16 protein-coding genes are annotated in these 18,368 nt (G+C 65.4%); 6 read left to right on the top strand and 10 right to left on the bottom strand.

Features of this window, described 5'->3' with window-relative positions:
- Position 1: 1 nt before the first annotated feature.
- Positions 2–745: an AAA family ATPase gene (locus K6301_RS24995; protein WP_281505873.1), complete on the bottom strand. Its 744-nt coding sequence runs from the start codon at positions 743–745 to the stop codon at positions 2–4.
- Positions 746–849: 104 nt separating this feature from the next.
- Between K6301_RS24995 and galE the strand changes: the two genes are divergently transcribed.
- Complete coding sequence (gene galE / locus K6301_RS01095) at positions 850–1,842, top strand: UDP-glucose 4-epimerase GalE (protein WP_241947348.1); 993 nt, start codon at positions 850–852, stop codon at positions 1,840–1,842.
- A gap of 11 nt (positions 1,843–1,853) precedes the next feature.
- Here galE and K6301_RS01090 read toward each other — a convergent pair whose 3' ends face one another.
- The 8 genes from K6301_RS01090 to K6301_RS01055 form a co-directional block, all read right to left on the bottom strand.
- Positions 1,854–2,153, bottom strand: coding sequence for a chorismate mutase family protein (locus tag K6301_RS01090; protein ID WP_247218741.1), 300 nt, complete (start codon positions 2,151–2,153; stop codon positions 1,854–1,856).
- Between the two features lie 324 nt (positions 2,154–2,477).
- Positions 2,478–3,482 carry a cytochrome d ubiquinol oxidase subunit II gene (gene cydB, locus K6301_RS01085; RefSeq protein ID WP_247218739.1) on the bottom strand — a complete coding sequence of 335 codons (1,005 nt, stop codon included), beginning with the start codon at positions 3,480–3,482 and terminating at the stop codon, positions 2,478–2,480.
- A complete protein-coding gene (locus K6301_RS01080) occupies positions 3,472–4,890 on the bottom strand; it encodes a cytochrome ubiquinol oxidase subunit I (protein ID WP_247218737.1) in 1,419 nt (472 codons plus the stop codon). The genes cydB and K6301_RS01080 overlap by 11 nt, the downstream gene beginning before the upstream one ends.
- Positions 4,891–5,123: 233 nt before the next feature.
- Positions 5,124–6,293, bottom strand: coding sequence for a M20 aminoacylase family protein (locus K6301_RS01075; protein WP_247218735.1), 1,170 nt, complete (start codon positions 6,291–6,293; stop codon positions 5,124–5,126).
- Between the two features lie 13 nt (positions 6,294–6,306).
- Positions 6,307–7,125: an ABC transporter permease gene (locus tag K6301_RS01070; protein WP_247218733.1), complete on the bottom strand. Its 819-nt coding sequence runs from the start codon at positions 7,123–7,125 to the stop codon at positions 6,307–6,309.
- Positions 7,122–7,853 (bottom strand): ABC transporter permease, encoded by a 732-nt coding sequence (locus K6301_RS01065; protein WP_160870105.1) that lies wholly within the window; start codon positions 7,851–7,853, stop codon positions 7,122–7,124. Before K6301_RS01065 ends, K6301_RS01070 begins: the two co-directional genes overlap by 4 nt.
- 71 nt (positions 7,854–7,924) lie before the next feature.
- Positions 7,925–8,707 (bottom strand): transporter substrate-binding domain-containing protein, encoded by a 783-nt coding sequence (locus K6301_RS01060; RefSeq protein WP_247218731.1) that lies wholly within the window; start codon positions 8,705–8,707, stop codon positions 7,925–7,927.
- 28 nt (positions 8,708–8,735) lie between these two features.
- Positions 8,736–9,509: an ABC transporter ATP-binding protein gene (locus tag K6301_RS01055; RefSeq protein ID WP_134650857.1), complete on the bottom strand. Its 774-nt coding sequence runs from the start codon at positions 9,507–9,509 to the stop codon at positions 8,736–8,738.
- 213 nt (positions 9,510–9,722) lie between these two features.
- Here K6301_RS01055 and K6301_RS01050 point away from each other — a divergent pair, with 213 nt between their 5' ends.
- From K6301_RS01050 to K6301_RS01035, 4 genes are all read left to right on the top strand, one after another.
- Positions 9,723–10,601: a dimethylarginine dimethylaminohydrolase family protein gene (locus K6301_RS01050; protein ID WP_247218730.1), complete on the top strand. Its 879-nt coding sequence runs from the start codon at positions 9,723–9,725 to the stop codon at positions 10,599–10,601.
- Positions 10,602–10,688: 87 nt separating this feature from the next.
- The gene (locus K6301_RS01045) at positions 10,689–11,324 is read left to right on the top strand and encodes a TetR family transcriptional regulator C-terminal domain-containing protein (protein WP_134650855.1); all 636 of its coding nucleotides are present in this window, start codon (positions 10,689–10,691) and stop codon (positions 11,322–11,324) included.
- 27 nt (positions 11,325–11,351) lie between these two features.
- Complete coding sequence (locus K6301_RS01040; RefSeq protein WP_247218729.1) at positions 11,352–12,542, top strand: pyridoxal phosphate-dependent aminotransferase; 1,191 nt, start codon at positions 11,352–11,354, stop codon at positions 12,540–12,542.
- Positions 12,539–14,146, top strand: coding sequence for a 5-guanidino-2-oxopentanoate decarboxylase (locus tag K6301_RS01035; RefSeq protein WP_247218728.1), 1,608 nt, complete (start codon positions 12,539–12,541; stop codon positions 14,144–14,146). Before K6301_RS01040 ends, K6301_RS01035 begins: the two co-directional genes overlap by 4 nt.
- A 54-nt stretch (positions 14,147–14,200) precedes the next feature.
- Here the strand turns inward: K6301_RS01035 and mscL are convergent, their stop codons facing one another.
- Complete coding sequence (mscL, locus tag K6301_RS01030) at positions 14,201–14,647, bottom strand: large conductance mechanosensitive channel protein MscL (RefSeq protein WP_247218727.1); 447 nt, start codon at positions 14,645–14,647, stop codon at positions 14,201–14,203.
- Between the two features lie 220 nt (positions 14,648–14,867).
- On the opposite strand from mscL, the gene K6301_RS01025 reads away from it, so the two are divergent.
- Positions 14,868–18,368 (top strand): hybrid sensor histidine kinase/response regulator, encoded by a 3,501-nt coding sequence (locus tag K6301_RS01025; RefSeq protein WP_247218726.1) that lies wholly within the window; start codon positions 14,868–14,870, stop codon positions 18,366–18,368.

The raw sequence follows: 18,368 nt of genomic DNA, 5'->3' as shown, positions 1-18,368 counted from the left end.
CTCACAGCCGGGCAAGCACGAAATCCGCCCGCGCCTCCACCGAAACCTTCGGCAGCACGACCGTTTCGTATCCGAGGCGCGGATAGGCCTGCTCCAGCTGCGCATATTCCTCCAGCGCGGCATCGAAGCCGTGCCGGCGTTCCGCATCCCCGGCATAGATTTCCGGCCATGGCGGCGTGAGGAACACCTTGCGATGATAGCGGTGGGCGGCGGCCAGGCTGTCCAGAACCCGCTCGCCGCCATGGGCCGCCAGCGCGCAGGCCGCATCGATGAGCCCGCGGTCGAAGAAGACGAGGCCGGGATGGTCCTGCATGCGGGCCCGGTCCGCCAGCGCGGCATCGAAGCCGTGCCGGCGTTCCGCATCCCCGGCATAGATTTCCGGCCATGGCGGCGTGAGGAACACCTTGCGATGATAGCGGTGGGCGGCGGCCAGGCTGTCCAGAACCCGCTCGCCGCCATGGGCCGCCAGCGCGCAGGCCGCATCGATGAGCCCGCGGTCGAAGAAGACGAGGCCGGGATGGTCCTGCATGCGGGCCCGGTCCGCCAGCGCGAGATCGATGGCACGGCGGGCAAAGGCGGCCATGTCGCGCCACGGCAGGGCGCTGCCGCCCGCCGCCAGTTCCGCCTGCACGATCCGGCGGCCGGGCTCCTCGACCGTGGCATGGCCGCGTCGGCGCAATTCGTCGAGCAGGGTCGATTTTCCGCCGCCGGAGCAGCCGGACAGCACGATGAAGCGATCGGACATGCTGCATCCCTCATATTGGTGTGCCGGCACCGCACAATAAGCGGTTGCGTCTTCCGGGCAGGCAGAGTGATATGCCTGAAATTCAGGCGATTCGGAGATTTTCCATGGCGGTTCTTGTCACAGGGGGCGCGGGCTATATCGGCAGCCATATGGTCTGGGCGCTGGTGGATGCCGGGGAAGACGTCGTGGTGCTGGACCGCCTGTCCACGGGCTTCCGCTGGGCGGTGGCGCCCGAGGCGCGGTTCTACGAGGGCGATATCGCCGATGCTGCGCTGCTTGCCACGATCTTCGCCGAAAACAGTATCGACGCCATCATCCACTTCGCCGGCTCGATCATCGTGCCGGAATCGGTCGCCGATCCGCTCTCCTACTACGAGAACAACACCGTCAAGTCACGCGCCTTGATCGCCGCCGCCGTGGCGGCGAAGGTGCCCTATTTCGTCTTTTCGTCCACGGCCGCCGTCTATGGCACGCCCGATGGCACCGAACCCGTGCTTGAAAGTGCGGCCCTGCGCCCGGAATCGCCCTACGGCTCCTCCAAGCTGATGACGGAGATCATGCTGCGCGACACCGCCGCCGCCCATGACTTCACCTATACGGCGCTGCGCTACTTCAACGTGGCCGGCGCCGATCCGCGTGGCCGCACCGGCCAGTCGACGGCGGGCGCGACGCATCTCATCAAGGTGGCGAGCGAAGCCGCACTCGGCAAGCGCAACGGCATGGATGTCTACGGTACGGACTACCCGACCCCCGACGGCACCTGCATCCGCGACTATATCCACGTCTCCGATCTTGCCAATGCGCATCTGAAGGCCCTGCAGCGCATGCGCGCCGGCGGCGGCTCGATCGTCGCCAATTGCGGCTACGGGCGCGGCTTCTCCGTGCTGGAGGTGCTGGAGCAGGTGAAAGCCGTCTCCGGCAAGGATTTTCCGGTCCGCATCGCCGGCCGCCGCCCGGGCGACGCGGTTCTGATCGTCGCCAATCCTTCGGTCGCGATGAAGGAGCTCGGCTGGACGCCGCAATATGACGACCTGCCCTTCATCGTGCGGACCGCGCTGGAATGGGAAGACCATCTGGGCAAGCGCAACCAGCGCTGACCCGCGGCACTTCAGCCCTCGCCGAGCTGCGTCTTCTCATAGGCGATGGCGTGCTCGATGAGCTGCGCCCAGATCTCCTCGTAGAAATCGCCGTCGAGGCCATGGGCCTGCGCGTTGCGGTTGGCATTGTCGCGCACTTCCTTCACGCGCGCCGGGACATCGGCGGGAATGCCAAGGCCCGCCTTGATCTGCGCAGCACGGCGGATGAAGCTCCAGCGTTCCTCGAAAAGCGCCATCAGGGCTTGGTCGACCCGATCGATGTTTTCCCGGATTTCCGCCATCGTCGTGCAGTCTGCCGCAGTCTTCACCATTCCGGTCTCCTTCATGAGCACCCGGATAGCAGAGGAATGTTTGGGGGGAAAGGCATCTGTCGGCGACGGGACACAAGGCCACATGCAGGCCCGGGGCGTGAGCGGAAGGAGGGTGCGGTCCTGTCTTCTGCTGGCGGGCCTGCATGCTGGCCGACGCGGAACCTAAAGCGGCAAGCTGGCGTCAGGCTGGAGCAATTGACGTTACGTGAGCTCAGGTTCCGATCGCCAGCTTGATGACGAAACCGACGGCGGTGACCGTCAGGACGCCGGCCATCCACAGCGCCACGAACCACAGCAGTTTGCGGCCGAGAGAGCGTTCCGCCATCAATGATAGCCCTCCTCCGGATCGACCTTTCCGCGGAACACCCAGTAGGCATAAACGGTGTAGCAGAGGATCATCGGCACGAGCACCAGCGCGCCGACGATGAGGAAGGCAAGGCTCTCATGCGGTGCCGCCGCCTCCCAGATCGTCAGCGAGGCCGGCACGATATAGGGATAGAAGCTTATGCCGATGCCGGCGAAGCCGAGCACGAAGAGACCGAGCGCCGCGACGAACGGCCAGGCATCGTGCCGGGTCTTCAGGCCGTAGACGAGCAGCGCGAAACATCCTAGCACGAGTGCCGGCACGAGCACGCTGAAGATGACGGTCGGCCAGCCGAACCACCGCTCGAAGTAGAGCGGCTCGGTAAACGGCGTCCAGAGGCTGAAGATGCCCATGGCGGCGAGCGTGCCGATGCCCGCCCGCATGGCATAATGGCGGGCGCGGGCGGCGAGATCGCCGCTCGTCTTCATCACCAGCCAGGTGGCGCCCAGCAGCGCATAACCGACAAGCAGCGCCAGACCCGTCGCGATGGAGAACGGTGTCAGCCAGTCCCACCAGCCGCCGGCATAGGCGCGGTTCTCGACCTCGATGCCCTGCACCAGCGCCCCGAGCGCCACCCCTTGCGTGAACGAGGCAACCATCGAGCCGCCGGCAAAAGCGAAGTCCCACAGGAATTCGCCGCGCCGCGTGCGCCAGCGGTATTCGAAGGCGACGCCCCGGAATATGAGACCGAGCAGCATGAGGATGAGCGGCATGTAGAGCGCCGGCAGGATGGTGGCATAGGCCAGCGGAAAGACCGCCATCAGCCCGCCCCCGCCCAGCACGAGCCACGTCTCGTTGCCATCCCACACGGGCGCGACCGAGTTCATCATGACATCGCGGTCATGCTTTTCCTTGAAGAAGGGAAACAGGATGCCGACCCCGAGGTCGAAACCGTCGAGAATGACATAGGCAAGCACCGCGAAGGCGATGATCGCCGCCCAGAGGAAGGGAAGGTCAAGCGCCATGGTGCTGGCTCCCGGGTTTGGTGGCAATGGCAGGGGCCGGCGTGATGCCGGCGGAGCGTATCGGCCCCTCCCCGAGGTCTGGCATCGGATCGCGCGGCAGGCGGCCCATCAGGCGCAGGATGTAGAAGGTGCCGGCACCGAAGATCAGGAAATAGACCACGATGAAGGCGATCAGCGATGTCGCGACCGCGGGTGCCGCGATGGGCGCCACCGATTGCGAGGTCAGCAGATGGCCATAGACGGTGTAGGGCTGCCGGCCGACCTCGGTCGTCACCCAGCCGGCGAGCACGGCGACGAAGCCGGCCGGTCCCATCACGACGGCGGCGCGGTGCAGCCATCTGTTCTCGCCGAGCGTGCCGCGCCAGCGACACCATAGCGACCACAGGCCGAGGCCGAGCATGGCAAAGCCGATCCCCACCATGATCCGGAAGGCCCAGAAAACGATGCCGACGGGCGGGTGAAGCTCGCGCGGCACCGTATCGAGGCCGGCGAGCGGCGCGTTCAGGTCATGCTTGAGAATGAGGCTCGAAAGTTTGGGGATTTCGACGGCGTAATCCACCCGCTGCTCGGCGGAATTCGGAATGCCGAACAGGATGAGCGGCGCGCCGTCGGGATGGCTCTGGTAATGCCCTTCCATCGCCATGACCTTGGCGGGCTGGTGCTCGAGCGTGTTGAGGCCGTGCATGTCGCCGGCAAAGATCTGGATCGGCGCGACGATCGCCGCCATCCACATGGCCATGGAGAACATCTTGCGGGCGCGCTTGGGCGCATCGCCGCGCAGCAGGTGAAAGGCGCCGACGCCGCCGACCACGAAGGCGGTCGTCAGGTAGGCGGCCAGCACCATGTGCACCAGCCGGTAGGGGAAGGAAGGATTGAAGATCACCGCCCACCAGTCGACGGGCACGAACTGGCCGGCATCGTTGACGGAGAAACCCGCGGGCGTCTGCATCCAGGAATTGGCCGCGAGAATCCATGTCGCCGAGATCAGCGTGCCGACGGCGACCATGAGCGTGGCGAAGAAATGCAGCTTCGGACCGACGCGATTGAGCCCGAACAGCATGATGCCGAGGAAGCCCGCCTCCAGGAAGAAGGCGGTCAGCACCTCATAGCCCATCAGCGGCCCGATGACGGGGCCGGCCTTGTCGGAGAAGACGCTCCAGTTCGTACCGAACTGATAGGACATGACGATGCCGGACACGACGCCCATGCCGAAGGCGAGCGCAAAGATCGTCTTCCAGAAATTGAAGAGCGCGAAATAGACCTCGTCCTTCGTCCAGAGCCACAACCCCTCCAGCACGGCCAGGTAGCTGGCAAGCCCGATGGAGAACGCCGGGAAGATGATGTGGAAGGACACCGTGAAGGCAAACTGAAACCGTGCAAGCAGCGTTGCGTCCAGGGATTCGAACATCGGGCCGGCCTTTCTGAAGACGTCGCAACGCTTCGGGCGCTGCGTCTCTTCAAGGATGTTCCCCTGCCTGGCAAAGGTCAATTCCGCCCGCCTGCCCGCATTGCCGCACCGCGACAATCACACGCGTGCGGCATTTCGCACCGCCACGAACCCTTCCTTCAAACGCACGAAGCTCCTGATGTTTCCGTAAGACGCCACGAACGTTTCGGGCCGATCGGCCGGGGATTACCTGATCACGCCGGGCGAAGATAATGCTCCGCGAGTTCGGTCCAGAAGGCGGCGCCGACGGGGAGCAGGTCGTCGTTGAAGTTATAGGCGGGATGGTGGAGCGAATGGTCGTTCTCGCCGCTCTTGCCGCCGAGGAAGAAATAGGTGCCCGGGCGTTCCTTCAGCATATAGGCGAAATCCTCGCTGCCCATGAAGGGTCGCTCGAGATCGACGACCTTGTTGGCGCCGGCAAAGCGGATGGCAAGGTCCCGCACCAGATCCGTCTCCGCCTTGTGGTTGATGGTCGCATCGTAGAAGCGCTGGTAATCCACCGTCGCCGTCATTCCGTAGCTTTCCGCCTGCCCACCGGCGACGAGGCGGATGCGGCGCTCCAGCGCATTGCGCACATCGGCATCGAAGGAGCGGACGCCGACCACGATCTCGGCGCGGCTGGGAATGATGTTGCTTGCCGAACCCGAATGGAACGAACCGACCGTCACCACCGTCGGATCGATCGGGTGGATGTTGCGCGACACGATGGTCTGGAGCGCCATGACGATGGAAGCGCCGCAGACGATGGGGTCGAGCGTCTCCTGCGGTTCCGCGCCATGGCCGCCGCGCCCGTTGACGGTGATGCGCGCCTCGTCCACCGCCGCCATGATCGGGCCTTCGCGCAGCGCGAACTGGCCGAAGGGAAGGCCGGGCTCGTTGTGAAGCGCAAAGACCGCGTCGCAGGGGAAGCGGTCGAACAGCCCCTCTTCCACCATGATCTTCGCGCCGCCGAAATTCTCCTCTGCCGGCTGGAAGATTAGATGCACGGTGCCGTCGAAATTGCGCCGCTCGGCAATGGCCTTCGCCGCGCCGAGCAACATGGCCGTGTGGCCGTCGTGCCCGCAGGCATGCATCCGGCCCGGCGTCTTGCTGGCATAGGGAAGGCCGGTTTCCTCCAGGATCGGCAGCGCGTCGATATCGGCGCGAATGCCGATGGATTTGCGGCTCGTACCATTGGTGAGCGTCGCCACGAGGCCCGTGCGGGCCAGGCCGCGCGACACCGTGTAGCCGTAGCTTTCGAGATGGCGCGCGATGACGTCGGACGTACGCACCTCCTCCAGGCCGAGTTCGGGATGCTCGTGCAGGTCGCGGCGAATGGCCACCATTTCGGGCATGTTGTTGATGAGCGTCGTGTGGATGGTCATGTCTTCACCGGCATCAGGCGCCCCGTGTCGGGATCCTGCTTTCGAAATAGCGAAAGCCCACCACGAGAAGCGCGGTCAGGCAGAGATAGATGAGCGCCAGGAGAAGCAGCGGCTCGTAGGTGATGTAGGTCTCCTGCCGCACCTTGGAGACGACGGCGTAGACGTCGATCACGGTGATCGTTGCAACGAGCGGTGTCGCCTTCAATTGCAGCACCGTCTCACCGTTCAGCGTCGGCAAGGCGCGATGGATGGCGCGCGGCAGCCAGATGCGGCGGAAGACGGTAAAGGGGCTCATGCCATAGGCGCGCGCGGCTTCCAGTTCGCCGGGCGGCACGCCGGCAAAGGCGCCGCGCATCACCTCGCCCTCATAGGCGGCAAAGGAGATGGTGAGGGCGGCCACCCCATAGGGCCATGCCTCGCGCAGATAGGGCCAGAGGAAGGAATTGCGGATTTCCGGAAACTGCGGGAAGAGCGAGCCGAGACCGTAATAGAGCAGCCACAGTTGCAGCAGCAGCGGCGTGCCGCGCACGATGGTGCAGAACCCCTTCGCGAGCATCTTCAGCGGCCACGGCCCAGTGACCTGCACAAGGCCGATCGGTACCGCGAGCAGGAAACCGAAGATCGATGTCACGAACAGCAGCATGAGCGTGACGCCGACGCCATGGACGAGACGGCCGGAATATTTCGGCACCCAGTCCCAGCGCATGAACCAGACGATGCAGAAGACGAGCACGGCGGCGATCGCCATCAGCACGATGCGGTGCGGCTTGAAGAAGCTCTGCCTGGTCGGCAGTTCGGTCAGCGCCATGGCGGCGACGGTCGGATCGCTCATCGCACGGTCTCCGGCATGCCGCGCCGGTAATGGCGCTCGATGAAGCCGATCAGCACGTTCGAAACCAGCGTGATCATCAGATAGAGCGCCCCTGCCGCGCAGAAGAAGAGCAGGTAGGCCTTGGTGCTGCCCGCCGCCTGACGGGTCACCAGCGTCAACTCACTGAACCCGACGACGGCCAGAAGTGCGGTATCCTTGGTGGCGATCAGCCAGAGGTTCGACAGGCCGGGAATGGCGTGCGGCAACATGGCCGGCAGCGTGATGCGCCGCATAATCTGCAAGGGCGACATGCCGTAGGCGCGCGCGGCCTCGATCTGCCCGGCCGGCACCGCCTTGATGGCACCGCGCAGCACCTCCGTCGAATAGGCGCCCTGCACGACGCCGATCACGAAGATGCCGGCAGCAAGGCCGCTGATATCGACGGGCCCCCAGCCGGCGGCGCTCGACAACCGGTTCAGCACATCCGTGCCGGCGTAGTAGAGAATAAGGATCAGCACGAGCTCCGGCACCGCGCGCACCAGCGTGGTGTAGACCTCCAGCAGGTCCTTTGTGACGGGGCCGCCGTAGAGCTTGCCCATCGCGCCGCCCGTGCCGAGCACCAGCCCGAGCGCATAGCCGCCGATGGCGATCTGCACGGATTGCCACAGACCTCCCAGAAGCACGCCGCCCCAGCCGGGCGGGTCAAGCGCAAGCAGGCTCCAGTTGATCAGCGATCCGGCATCGGCCATGGGGTCTCGTATCCATTCGGGAAGGAAGCGCGGCGGTGACCGGCACCGCCGCGGTGGTCGTCAAAACCCGATCAGCCCCCGTAAACGTCGAAATCGAAGTACTTCTTGGTGATCTCGTCATAGGTGCCGTTGGCACGGATGGCCTTGATCGCGGCGTTGATCTTTTCCTTTAGCTCTGTCTCGCCCTTGCGCAGGCCGACGCCGACGCCCAGCCCGAGGATTTCAGGGTCGTCCTTGACGTTGCCCTTCAGGTCGCAGCAGGCAGCGCCCTGCTCGGATTTGAGGAAGGCGGACAGCGCGATGGAATCGGCCTGCACCGCATCGATGCGGCCGGCGGCGAGGTCGTTGTTGGCCTCGTCCTGCGTCTGGTATTCCTTCACCGTCGCGCCGTTCTCGCCGAAATACTTGTTGGCGTAGACCTGGTGGATGGTGGCGACCTGCACGCCGATGGTCTTGCCCTTCAGGCCTTCCGGGGTCGCTTCGAAGCTTTCGCTCTTCGGGCCGATGACGGCCGTCGGGGTGTTGTAATACTTGTCGGAGAAATCGATCGTCTGGAGGCGTTCGGCGGTGATCGACATCGAGCCGATGATCATGTCGATCTTGTTGGAGGTCAGCGCCGGGATGATGCCGTCCCAGGCAACGGGCGTGATCACGCAATCAAGCTTTGCTTCGGTGCAGATCGCCTTCATGAAGTCGACTTCCCAGCCTTCCCAGTTGCCGGAAGCATCCGGCGAGGTGAAGGGCGGATAGGGCTCGGCGGCGAAGCCGACACGGACCTGCTGGGCCGCAGCGCCCGAAACGGCGGCGATACCGATGGCGGCAGCAAGGGCGATTGTCTTCAAGGCATTCTTCATGATCTTCCCTCTGTTGGTCTTGTGATTTTCAGTGGATGGAGCTGATGAATTTCTTCAGCCGTTCCGATTTCGGCGATCCGAACAGTTCGTCCGGCGGACCCTGTTCCTCGATGACGCCATTGGCCAGGAAAACGACATGGCTCGCGACGTTGCGGGCGAATTTCATTTCATGCGTGACGAGGATCATCGTGCGCTTTTCCTTGGCGAGATCGCCGATGACGGAAAGCACTTCGCCCACCAGTTCCGGGTCGAGCGCGGAGGTGGGTTCGTCGAACAGCATGACATGGGGCTGGATGGCGAGCGCGCGGGCGATCGCCGCGCGCTGCTGCTGGCCACCCGAGAGGAAGGCGGGATAGGCATCGCGCTTCTCGTGAAGGCCGACGCGCCGCAGCAGCGTTTCGGCGCGGTCGACCGCCTCGTCCTTGCGCACACCGAGCACATGCACCGGCGCCTCGATGACGTTTTCGAGGATCGTCATGTGCTGCCACAGATTGAAGCTCTGGAACACCATGCCGAGGCGGGAGCGGATGCGCTGCACCTGCTTGCGGTCGGACGGCAGCTGCCCGCCATGGCCGTCCTTCTTCATGGCGATGGTTTCGCCGTGGATGGTGACCGAACCGGCGCTCGGCAGTTCCAGCATGTTGATGCAGCGCAGCAGGGTCGACTTGCCCGAGCCCGAGCCGCCGATGATGGCGATGACGTCGCCCTCATGCGCCGTGAGCGATACGCCCTTGAGAACCTCGAGCGGTCCGAAGCGTTTGTGCAGGTCCCTGACCGCGATTGCCTCGGCACGCTCCATCATCGTGCGTCTGCCTCGCGCGCACGGAAAGTCGATGCATGACTCATGCCAAATTCCCCTGTTTTTCAACGTTCCCGCGGGCATCTTCGGCCCGTCGTTTCCTTTGTTAAAGTCATCGTGGCACTTGTTAAGAAATTGTTCAAGCGTATAATAATCGTCACGCCGACTTTTATTCCGGCGCCCGTCCATCGATCCCGTTTCCGCCAGGAGTATTGAATGACCGCCTTCGGTTCGCAGGAAATGTCTGCCCCTCTTCAGCGCGTTCTCATGCGCCGCCCCGGCGCAAGCCTGCGCGCTGCCGATCCGGCCAAATGGCATTACGGGCCGACCTTCGATGGCGAGCGCGCGGTCGCACAATATTCGGCCTTCGCGGAGATGGTGGAACAATCCGGCGCCGAAATCATCTGGCTGGAGGACGATGGCGACGGCCTCGCCGACGCGATGTTCACGCATGACCCGTCGCTGATGTCGGATCACGGCGCCGTTCTGCTGCGCATGGGCAAGCCGCTGCGTGTCGCCGAAACCGCGCTGCACGAAAAGGCCTATGCCGAGCGGCAGATTCCGATCCTCGGCCGTATCACGGGCGACGGCACCGTCGAGGGCGGCGATTGCATCTGGCTCGATGCGAAGACGCTCGTCATCGGCCGCGGCGTGCGCACCAACCAGGAGGGCATCGACCAGATCACGCGCATCCTCGCGCCGCATGGCGTGAGCGTTCTCGCCTACGATCTCCCGCTCTGGCAGGGCGAAGAAGCGTGCCTCCACCTGATGAGCGTGATGAGCCCGCTTGCCGACAATCTCGCGCTCGTCTTCGCGCCGCTCCTGCCCGCCGCCTTCTACCAGCTCCTGAAGAAGCGCGGCATACAGCTCATCGAAGCCCCGGCCGACGAGTTCCATGCCAGCAACGGCCTGTCGCTCAACGTCTTGCCGACGAAGCCCTACGAGGTCATCATGGTCGACGGCTTCCCGGCCACCAGGGCGGCGATGGAAGCCGCCGGCTGCACCGTCCAGACCTTCGAGGCGGACGCGCTCTGCATCGCCTGCGAAGGCGGGCCGACCTGCCTGACGCGGCCGGTGCTGCGCCGGGCGGCCTGAAGCAGATCAGCCAGCGCATTCGGGCGGACGCGCCGTGGACGCCGCCCGGCCCGAGAGCCAGAACGAGAGCCAGAACGAGAGGATGACATGGCCCGCCGGACCTTTCATCGCGCCCCCGAGGCCGAGCGCCGCCACGACCTGATCGAGGCGACGCTCGACTGCATCGCGGAATACGGCCTGCAAGGCGCGACGGTCCGGCAGATCGCCATCAAGGCCGGCGTCACCGCCGGGCTGATCCGGCACTATTTCCAGTCGAAGGAGCACATCCTTCAGGAAGCCTATCGCGTCGTCATCGCGCGGCTGACCGAAAAGGCCGAGCGCGTCACCGGCGACGCCGAAACCAGGCTGCGCGACTTCATCGTCATCAACCTGACGGAACCGGTCGCCAACAGCCGCAGCCTTTCGCTCTGGGCCTCGTTCATCAGCCGGGTCAGCGTCGATCCGGAACTGGCGGCAATCCATCGCGAAGGCTATCTGAGCTTCCGCGATGCGCTCGAAACCCTGCTTGCGGACTTTCTGGCGGAGCGCAACGTGGATGCCTCGCCGGAGCGCTGCCGCCGGCTGGCCATCGCCATCAACGGCCTTCTCGACGGCCTCTGGCTGGAGTGCTGCCTTGCCGGCGAACTCTTCGGTGAAAGCGAGCTCGTCGAGATCGCGCTGACATCCATCGAAACGCTGCTCGGGCTGCCGCTGAGACCGGCCGATGCCGGGCCGCGATCCTAGACTCATCATTCCATGCGGAGGACAGCCATGCGCTACGCATCCATCACAGACCGGCTCGCGAATCTCGGCTCCGAGAAATGGGCGATCCATGCGGAGGCACGGCGCATGAAGGCCGAGGGCCGGCCGATCATCGAGCTGACCATCGGCGAGCCGGACGTGCCGCCGGATGCGACCCTTCTGGCAGAGGCGGTGCGCGCCATGCATGCCGGCCGCTACCGCTACTCCAACGGCCGCGGCGAGCCGTCCGTCGTCAGTGCGCTGGTGCGCAAGTACGCCAAGCGCCGGGCCGGCGTGACGGAGGAGAACGTGCTCTGCTTTCCCGGCACGCAGACCGCACTTTTCGCCGTCATGCTGGGCCTTGTCGAGGCCGGCGACGCCGTGCTCGTCGGCGATCCGCTCTATGCGACCTATGAAGGCGTCATCCGCGCGACCGGCGCAGCACAAATCACCGTGCCGCTGCGCCCGGAAAACGGCTTCCACATGAAGGCCGCCGATCTCCAAGCCGCCATCACGCCGCAATGCCGCGCGGTGCTACTCAACACGCCGCACAATCCCACCGGCGCGGTGCTGACGGCGAGCGAGATTGCCGAGATCGGCGCGGTCTGCCGCAGGCACGAACTGTGGATCGTCTGCGACGAAGTCTATGAACAGCTGATCTTCGGCGGCGCCTTTGCCTCGCCCTTCGACAATCCGGATCTGGCCGAGCGCACCATCGTCGTCTCCTCCATTTCGAAGTCCCATGCAGCACCCGGCTTCCGCAGCGGCTGGGCCATCGGCCCGGCGGAATTCTGCACGCGCCTGCTGTCGGTTTCGGAGACCATGCTATTCGGCGGGCAGCCCTTCATCGCCGACATGACCGCCCATGCGCTGGACAACCCCATCGGCACCGCCGCCACGATGCGCGAGACCTACAAGGCACGCGCCGCCCGCTTCGCCGAGGCCCTCGCGCGCGCGCCGGGCCTCGTGCCCCTGCCGCCGGAAGCTGGGATGTTCATCGTCGTCGATGTCTCCGGCACCGGGCTCAGCGGCGAGGAATTCGCCTGGGCGCTGCTGCGCGAGGAGGATGTCGCCGTCATGCCGGGCTCTTCGTTCGGCGAAGAGGCAAAGGGTTTCATCCGCCTCAGCCTCACCGTCCCCGATACACATATAGACGAGGCCTGCACGCGCATCGCAGCGCTTGCCACCCGCGCCACAAGCCCGAAGGAGCGCTACGCATGACCACCAAGACTGTCGGCGAAGTTCTGGTCGACCTGCTCGAAGCCAATGGCGTGGATGTCGTGTTCGGCATTCCCGGCGTGCATACGGTGGAGCTCTATCGCGGCCTCGCTGCGTCGAAGATCCGCCACATCACGCCGCGCCACGAACAGGGCGCGGGCTTCATGGCGGACGGCTATGCGCGGGTCTCCGGCAAGCCGGGCGTCGCGCTCGTCATTACCGGCCCGGGCCTCACCAACACCATCACGGCGATGGCGCAGGCGCGGCAGGATTCCGTTCCCATGCTGGTGATATCGGGCGTCAACAAGCGGGATTCGCTCGGCCACGGGCGCGGGCTTCTGCATGAACTGCCGGACCAGCACGGCATGATGAAGACGCTCGCCCTCTATTCGCACACCCTGCTCAATCCCGCCGACCTGCCGCTCGTCGTGGAGCGTGCCTTCGCCGTTCTCCTGTCGGGCCGTCCCGGCCCCGTGCATATCGAGATCCCGACGGACGTGATGGCAAAGCCCATCGAGACCGGCAGCTTCAAGCCGGCGGTCGCGACACGCCCGCGTGCCGACGCCGAAACGCTGCAGCGCGCCGCGATCCTCTGCACCAATGCCTCGCGCCCGGTCATCCTGGCCGGCGGCGGCGCGGTGACCGCGGAAGACGAGATCCGCGACCTTGCAGAGCGCATCGGCGCGCCGGTCGTGACCACCGTCAATGCGCGCGGCATGCTTGCCGGCCATCCGCTGCGCGTGCCGGCCAGCCCCAGCCTCAAGGCCGTGCGCCGCCTGCTGTCGGATGCCGATCTGGTCATCGCCTTCGGCACAGAGTTCGGCCCGACCGATTACGACATCAATGTCGACGGCGGCTTTCCGCGGCTCAAGTCGCTGATCCGCGTCGACATCGACGCCGCCCAGCTCGCCCGCACGCCGCAGATGGGCCTTTCCGTCTTCTCCAGCGCCAAGACGGCCGCTGCGGGCATGCTCGGTTTCCTCGAGGGCCACAAGCCGATCGGCAACGGCAACCAGCGCGCGGAAGCCGCCCGCAAGGGGTCGTGGGGCGAACTGACGGCGAAGATGCAGGCCGAAGTCGGCGTCATCGACGCGATCTGGCGCACGCTGCCCAGGGCGATCATCGTCGGCGACTCGACCCAGGCCGTCTATGCCGGCAACTACTATTGCGATGCGCCGCGCGCCCGCAGCTGGTTCAACGCCGCGACCGGCTACGGCGCGCTGGGCTTTGCGCCGCCCGCCGCAGTGGGCGCCGCCCTCGCCGACCCGGCCGCGCCGATCGTCTGCCTTGTCGGCGACGGCGGGCTTCAATTCTCGCTTTCGGAAATCGGCTCCGCGGTCGATGCCGATGCCCGCGTCATCTTCCTCGTCTGGAACAATGACGGCTATCAGGAAATCGAAAACTACATGATCGATGCCGGCATCACGCCCGAGGGCGTCAAGCCGTCCGCGCCGGACTTCATCGCCATCGGCACGGCCTATGGCGTACCCTCGGAACGGCTTGCGGATGTCCGCGACCTGCCGGAGGCACTGGAGCGCGCCGCGGCCCGCAAGGGTCCGAGCCTTGTGGAAATCCACCAGACCAGGACGGCCGGCGCGACGGCCTGACAAACGAAAAGGCCCGGTCTCCCGGGCCTTTTCTCATGCTCGAAGCAAATCGCCTCAGACGACCGGGCGGCTCTGGCTTTTCAGGAGATCGCGGATCTCGGTGAGCAGCTGCACGTCTTCCGGCGGCGGCGCGGCCTCGGGCGTGCCGGCGGCCTTTTCCTTTTCCAGCGATGCCCGCATGCGGTTCACGCCCTTGATCATCAGGAAGATGATCCAGGCGAGGATGAGGAAGTTGATCAGCACGGTGATGAAGTTGCCGTAGGCGAAGACGGCGCCCTGCTCACGCGCCGCAGCCAGCGACGTCGCCGTGACATTGCCCGACAGCGCGATGAAGTAGTTGGAGAAATCGAAACCGCCCCCCGTCAGCGCGCCGACGATCGGCATGACGAGGTCGTTGACCACGGATTCGACGATCTTGTTGAAGGCAGCGCCGATGATGACACCCACGGCGAGGTCCATCACATTGCCGCGGGCGATAAACTCCTTGAACTCATTGAGCATGAGGGCCTCCTTTTGCTGCGAGTGACAAGGAAACTAATTGAGTTTTACTTCCGATGGAACTGCGAACTGTCAATCGCCTGACGGTTACACACCGCCATTTCGCGGGCAGCCGTTGCCGCCTGCCTTCGCGCAGCCTTGCGTCTACACCCAAGGCATCATTTGCTTCCTTGCCGCTTTCGCCTATTCTCGGGCAAAAGGCCGAAGGACTGCGGGAGGAAGCATGCCGGGCTCGCTGATCATCGCGCTCGCGCTCGCCTATCTGCTGCTGCTTTTCGCGGTCGCAAGTTACGGCGACAGCAAGGCCCGGCGCTCCGAACGCGCGTCGAAGGGCCGGCCGCTCGTCTATGCGCTGAGCCTTGCGATCTACTGCACTTCCTGGACCTATTTCGGCGGCGTGGGCCTCGCCACCACGCATGGCCTTGAATTTCTCGGCATCTATATCGGCCCGATCCTGATGTTCACGCTCGGCATGCCGCTGCTGCGCCGCATCGTGACGCTCGCCAAGTCCGAGCGCCTCACCTCGATCGCCGATTTCGTGGCCGCCCGCTACGGCAAGAACCCGGGTGTGGCCGCCGTCGTCGCACTCATCTCGCTGATCGGCTACATTCCCTATATCGCGCTGCAATTGAAGGCCGTGTCGAGCTCGGTCGCCGCGATGGTGGACACGACCGGCTTCGGCATCGCCGCTTCCGGCGGCCTCATCGACCTGCCGCTGGTCGTTTCGCTGTTCCTCGCCTGCTTTGCCATCGTCTTCGGCACGCGCCACACGGATGCGACCGAGCATCAGGACGGGCTCATCCTCGCCATCTCCATGGAATCGGTGGTCAAGCTCATCGCCATGGCCTCGGTCGGCTTCTACGTCATCTTCTTCATGTTCGACGGCCCCGGCGATCTCTGGCAGCGGGCGTCCGAAAGCGTGCCCGTGATGCAGGCGCTGACTTACGAGACGCCGCTCGCGCGCTGGATCCTGCTGATCGTGCTGTCGGCCTTCGCCATCGTCATGCTGCCGCGCCAGTTCCACGTCACGGTCGTGGAAAACCGCACGATGGGGGAATTGCGCACGGCGGGCATCCTCTTTCCGCTCTACCTCATCGCCATCAACCTCTTCGTCCTGCCCGTCGCGATCGGCGGCGTCTTGACCTTCAACGGGCAGGGCGATGCCGATCTCTACGTTCTCACCCTGCCCTTCGCGCTCGACCAGCCGCTCCTGACCCTGATCGCCTTCATCGGCGGCTTTTCGGCCGCCACCGCCATGGTCATCGTCGCCTCGGTGGCGCTGTCCATCATGGTGTCGAACGACATCGTCATCCCGGTCGTGCTGAGGCGCAACCTCATCGGCGGCGTCGAGCAGCAGGACGACCTGTCGCGCATGCTGCTGCGCATCCGCCGTCTCGCCATCTTCTTCGTGATCCTGCTCGGCTACGCCTATTATCGCGCGACGACCGCCAACGCCGGGCTCGCCTCGATGGGGCTTCTGGCCTTCGCCGCGGTGGCGCAGGTCGCGCCCGCGCTGCTCGGCGGCCTGTTCTGGCGCAATGCCAATGCACGCGGCGCCATGGCGGGCATGATCTGCGGCCTCGTGGTCTGGGCCTACCTGCTGTTCCTGCCCAGCATCGGGGTCGCCGACAACGCCTATGTCGCCGAAACCATCCTCGGCTTCCTCTTCCCCGGCACCACGCTCTTCACCGGCGAGGCCGCGGATCCGCTGGTCAACGCCACGCTGGTCGCCATGATGGTCAATGTCGGCGCCTATGTGATCGGCTCGCTGACGCGCAATCCGACATCGCTTGAGCGTCTTCAGGCCGGCACCTTCATCCGCTCCAAGCCCCGCCTGGAGCGCGCCTTCCGCGGCCGCCGCACCAAGGTCACGGTCCGCGACCTCAAGACCACCATCGCCAAATATCTCGGCGAAGAGCGCATGCAGCGCTCCTTCCACACCTATGAGCGGCAGGTCGGCCGGTGGCTGGAGGACAATGCGCCGGCGGATGCCGCCATCGTGCATTTTTCCGAACAGCTTCTCGGCAGCGCCATCGGTTCGTCCTCGGCCCGCCTCGTGCTCTCGCTCGTGCTCCAGCGCATCGACGACACGCCGACGGACACCGACTGGCTGCTCGACCAGGCCAGCGAGGCGCTGCAATACAATCAGGACATGCTCCAGACCGCGCTTGGCCAGATGGACCAGGGCATCGCCGTCTTCGACAGCGACGGCAATCTCACCGTCTGGAACCGGCGCTTCCGCCAGTTGCTCGACCTGCCGGAATATGTCGGCCAGGTCGGCTTCCCGCTCGCCGATATCGTCGAGATCCTCGTCGAGCGCGGCGATATCGCGGAGAACGACAGGGAAACCGCGATTTCCCGCATCATGACCTTCGACGAGGCCTTCCCGCTGGTGCTGGCCGGCGGCGAGCGCATCGTGGAGGTTCGCACCAATGCCATGCCGGAAAAGGGCTTCGTTTCCACCTATACCGACATCACCGACCGGGTGGCGGCCGACCGCGCGCTCAAGCAGGTCAACGAGACGCTGGAACATCGCGTCGCCGAGCGCACGGCGGAGCTGACCCGTGTCAACACGGCGCTGGCCGAGGCCCGCGCCGCCGCCGAGGAAGCCAATATCGGCAAGACGCGCTTCTTCGCCGCGGCCGGCCACGACATCCTCCAGCCGCTGAATGCCGCCCGGCTCTACTCCTCCTCGCTGGTCGAGCGGCTGGGCGATACGGAAAACCGCGAGATGATCCACAACATCGATTCCTCGCTGGAATCGGTGGAGGCGATCCTCGGCGCCGTGCTCGACATTTCGCGCCTCGATACCGGAGCGATGAAGCCGCGGGTGCAGACGGTCCTGCTCAAGGACCTGCTGAAGCGCATCGAGACCGATTTCGCTCCCATCGCGAGGGCCAAGGACCTCCGCTTCAAGGTGCTGCCGAGTTCGCTCGCCATCCGCACCGATCCCAACCTGCTGCGCCGCGTCGTGCAGAACCTCGTGTCCAACGCCATCAAGTACACCCAGTCCGGCAAGGTGCTCGTCGGCGTGCGGCGCAAGGGCGGGCATGCCGTGATCCAGGTGCTGGATTCCGGCATCGGCATTCCCGCATCGAAATTCCGCACCGTCTTCAAGGAATTCGCCCGCCTCGACGAGGGCGCCCGCACGGCGCCGGGCCTCGGGCTCGGGCTTTCCATCGTGGATCGCATCTCGCGCGTGCTCTCGCATCCCGTCGAGTTGCAGTCGATGCCCGGCCGCGGCACCAGCTTCAAGGTCCGTGTGCCCATCGATGCCATGGCAAGCCGGCCCGTGGCCGAAAACTCCGCACGCGCGCCGGTGAGCGAAGAGCCGCTGAAGGGCCTGCGGGTGCTGTGCATCGACAACGAACCCAGGATCCTCGATGGCATGCGTCTGCTGCTATCCGGCTGGGGCTGCACCGTGACGCTCGCGGATTCCGTCGCGGCGGTCGAAGCGATCGTGGCGGAGGACGCAGCCGGATTCGATGCCGTGATCGCCGACTATCACCTCGACGACGGGACCGGGATCGCGGCGATCGCGAGGCTGCGCAAGGCGCTTGGCCGCGAGGTGCCGGCGCTGCTCGTCACCGCCGACCGTACGCCGGATGTGCGCGCCGAGGCGGAACGCGACAATATCCTCGTGCAGAACAAGCCCGTCCGCCCCGCCTCGATGCGAGCCTGGCTTACGCAGCTTTCAACGGTGGAGCGCGCGGCCGCGGAATGA

Source organism: Shinella oryzae, assembly GCF_023038235.1.
Lineage (GTDB): Bacteria > Pseudomonadota > Alphaproteobacteria > Rhizobiales > Rhizobiaceae > Shinella > Shinella sumterensis.
This window is presented reverse-complemented; position numbering and strand designations above follow the sequence as displayed.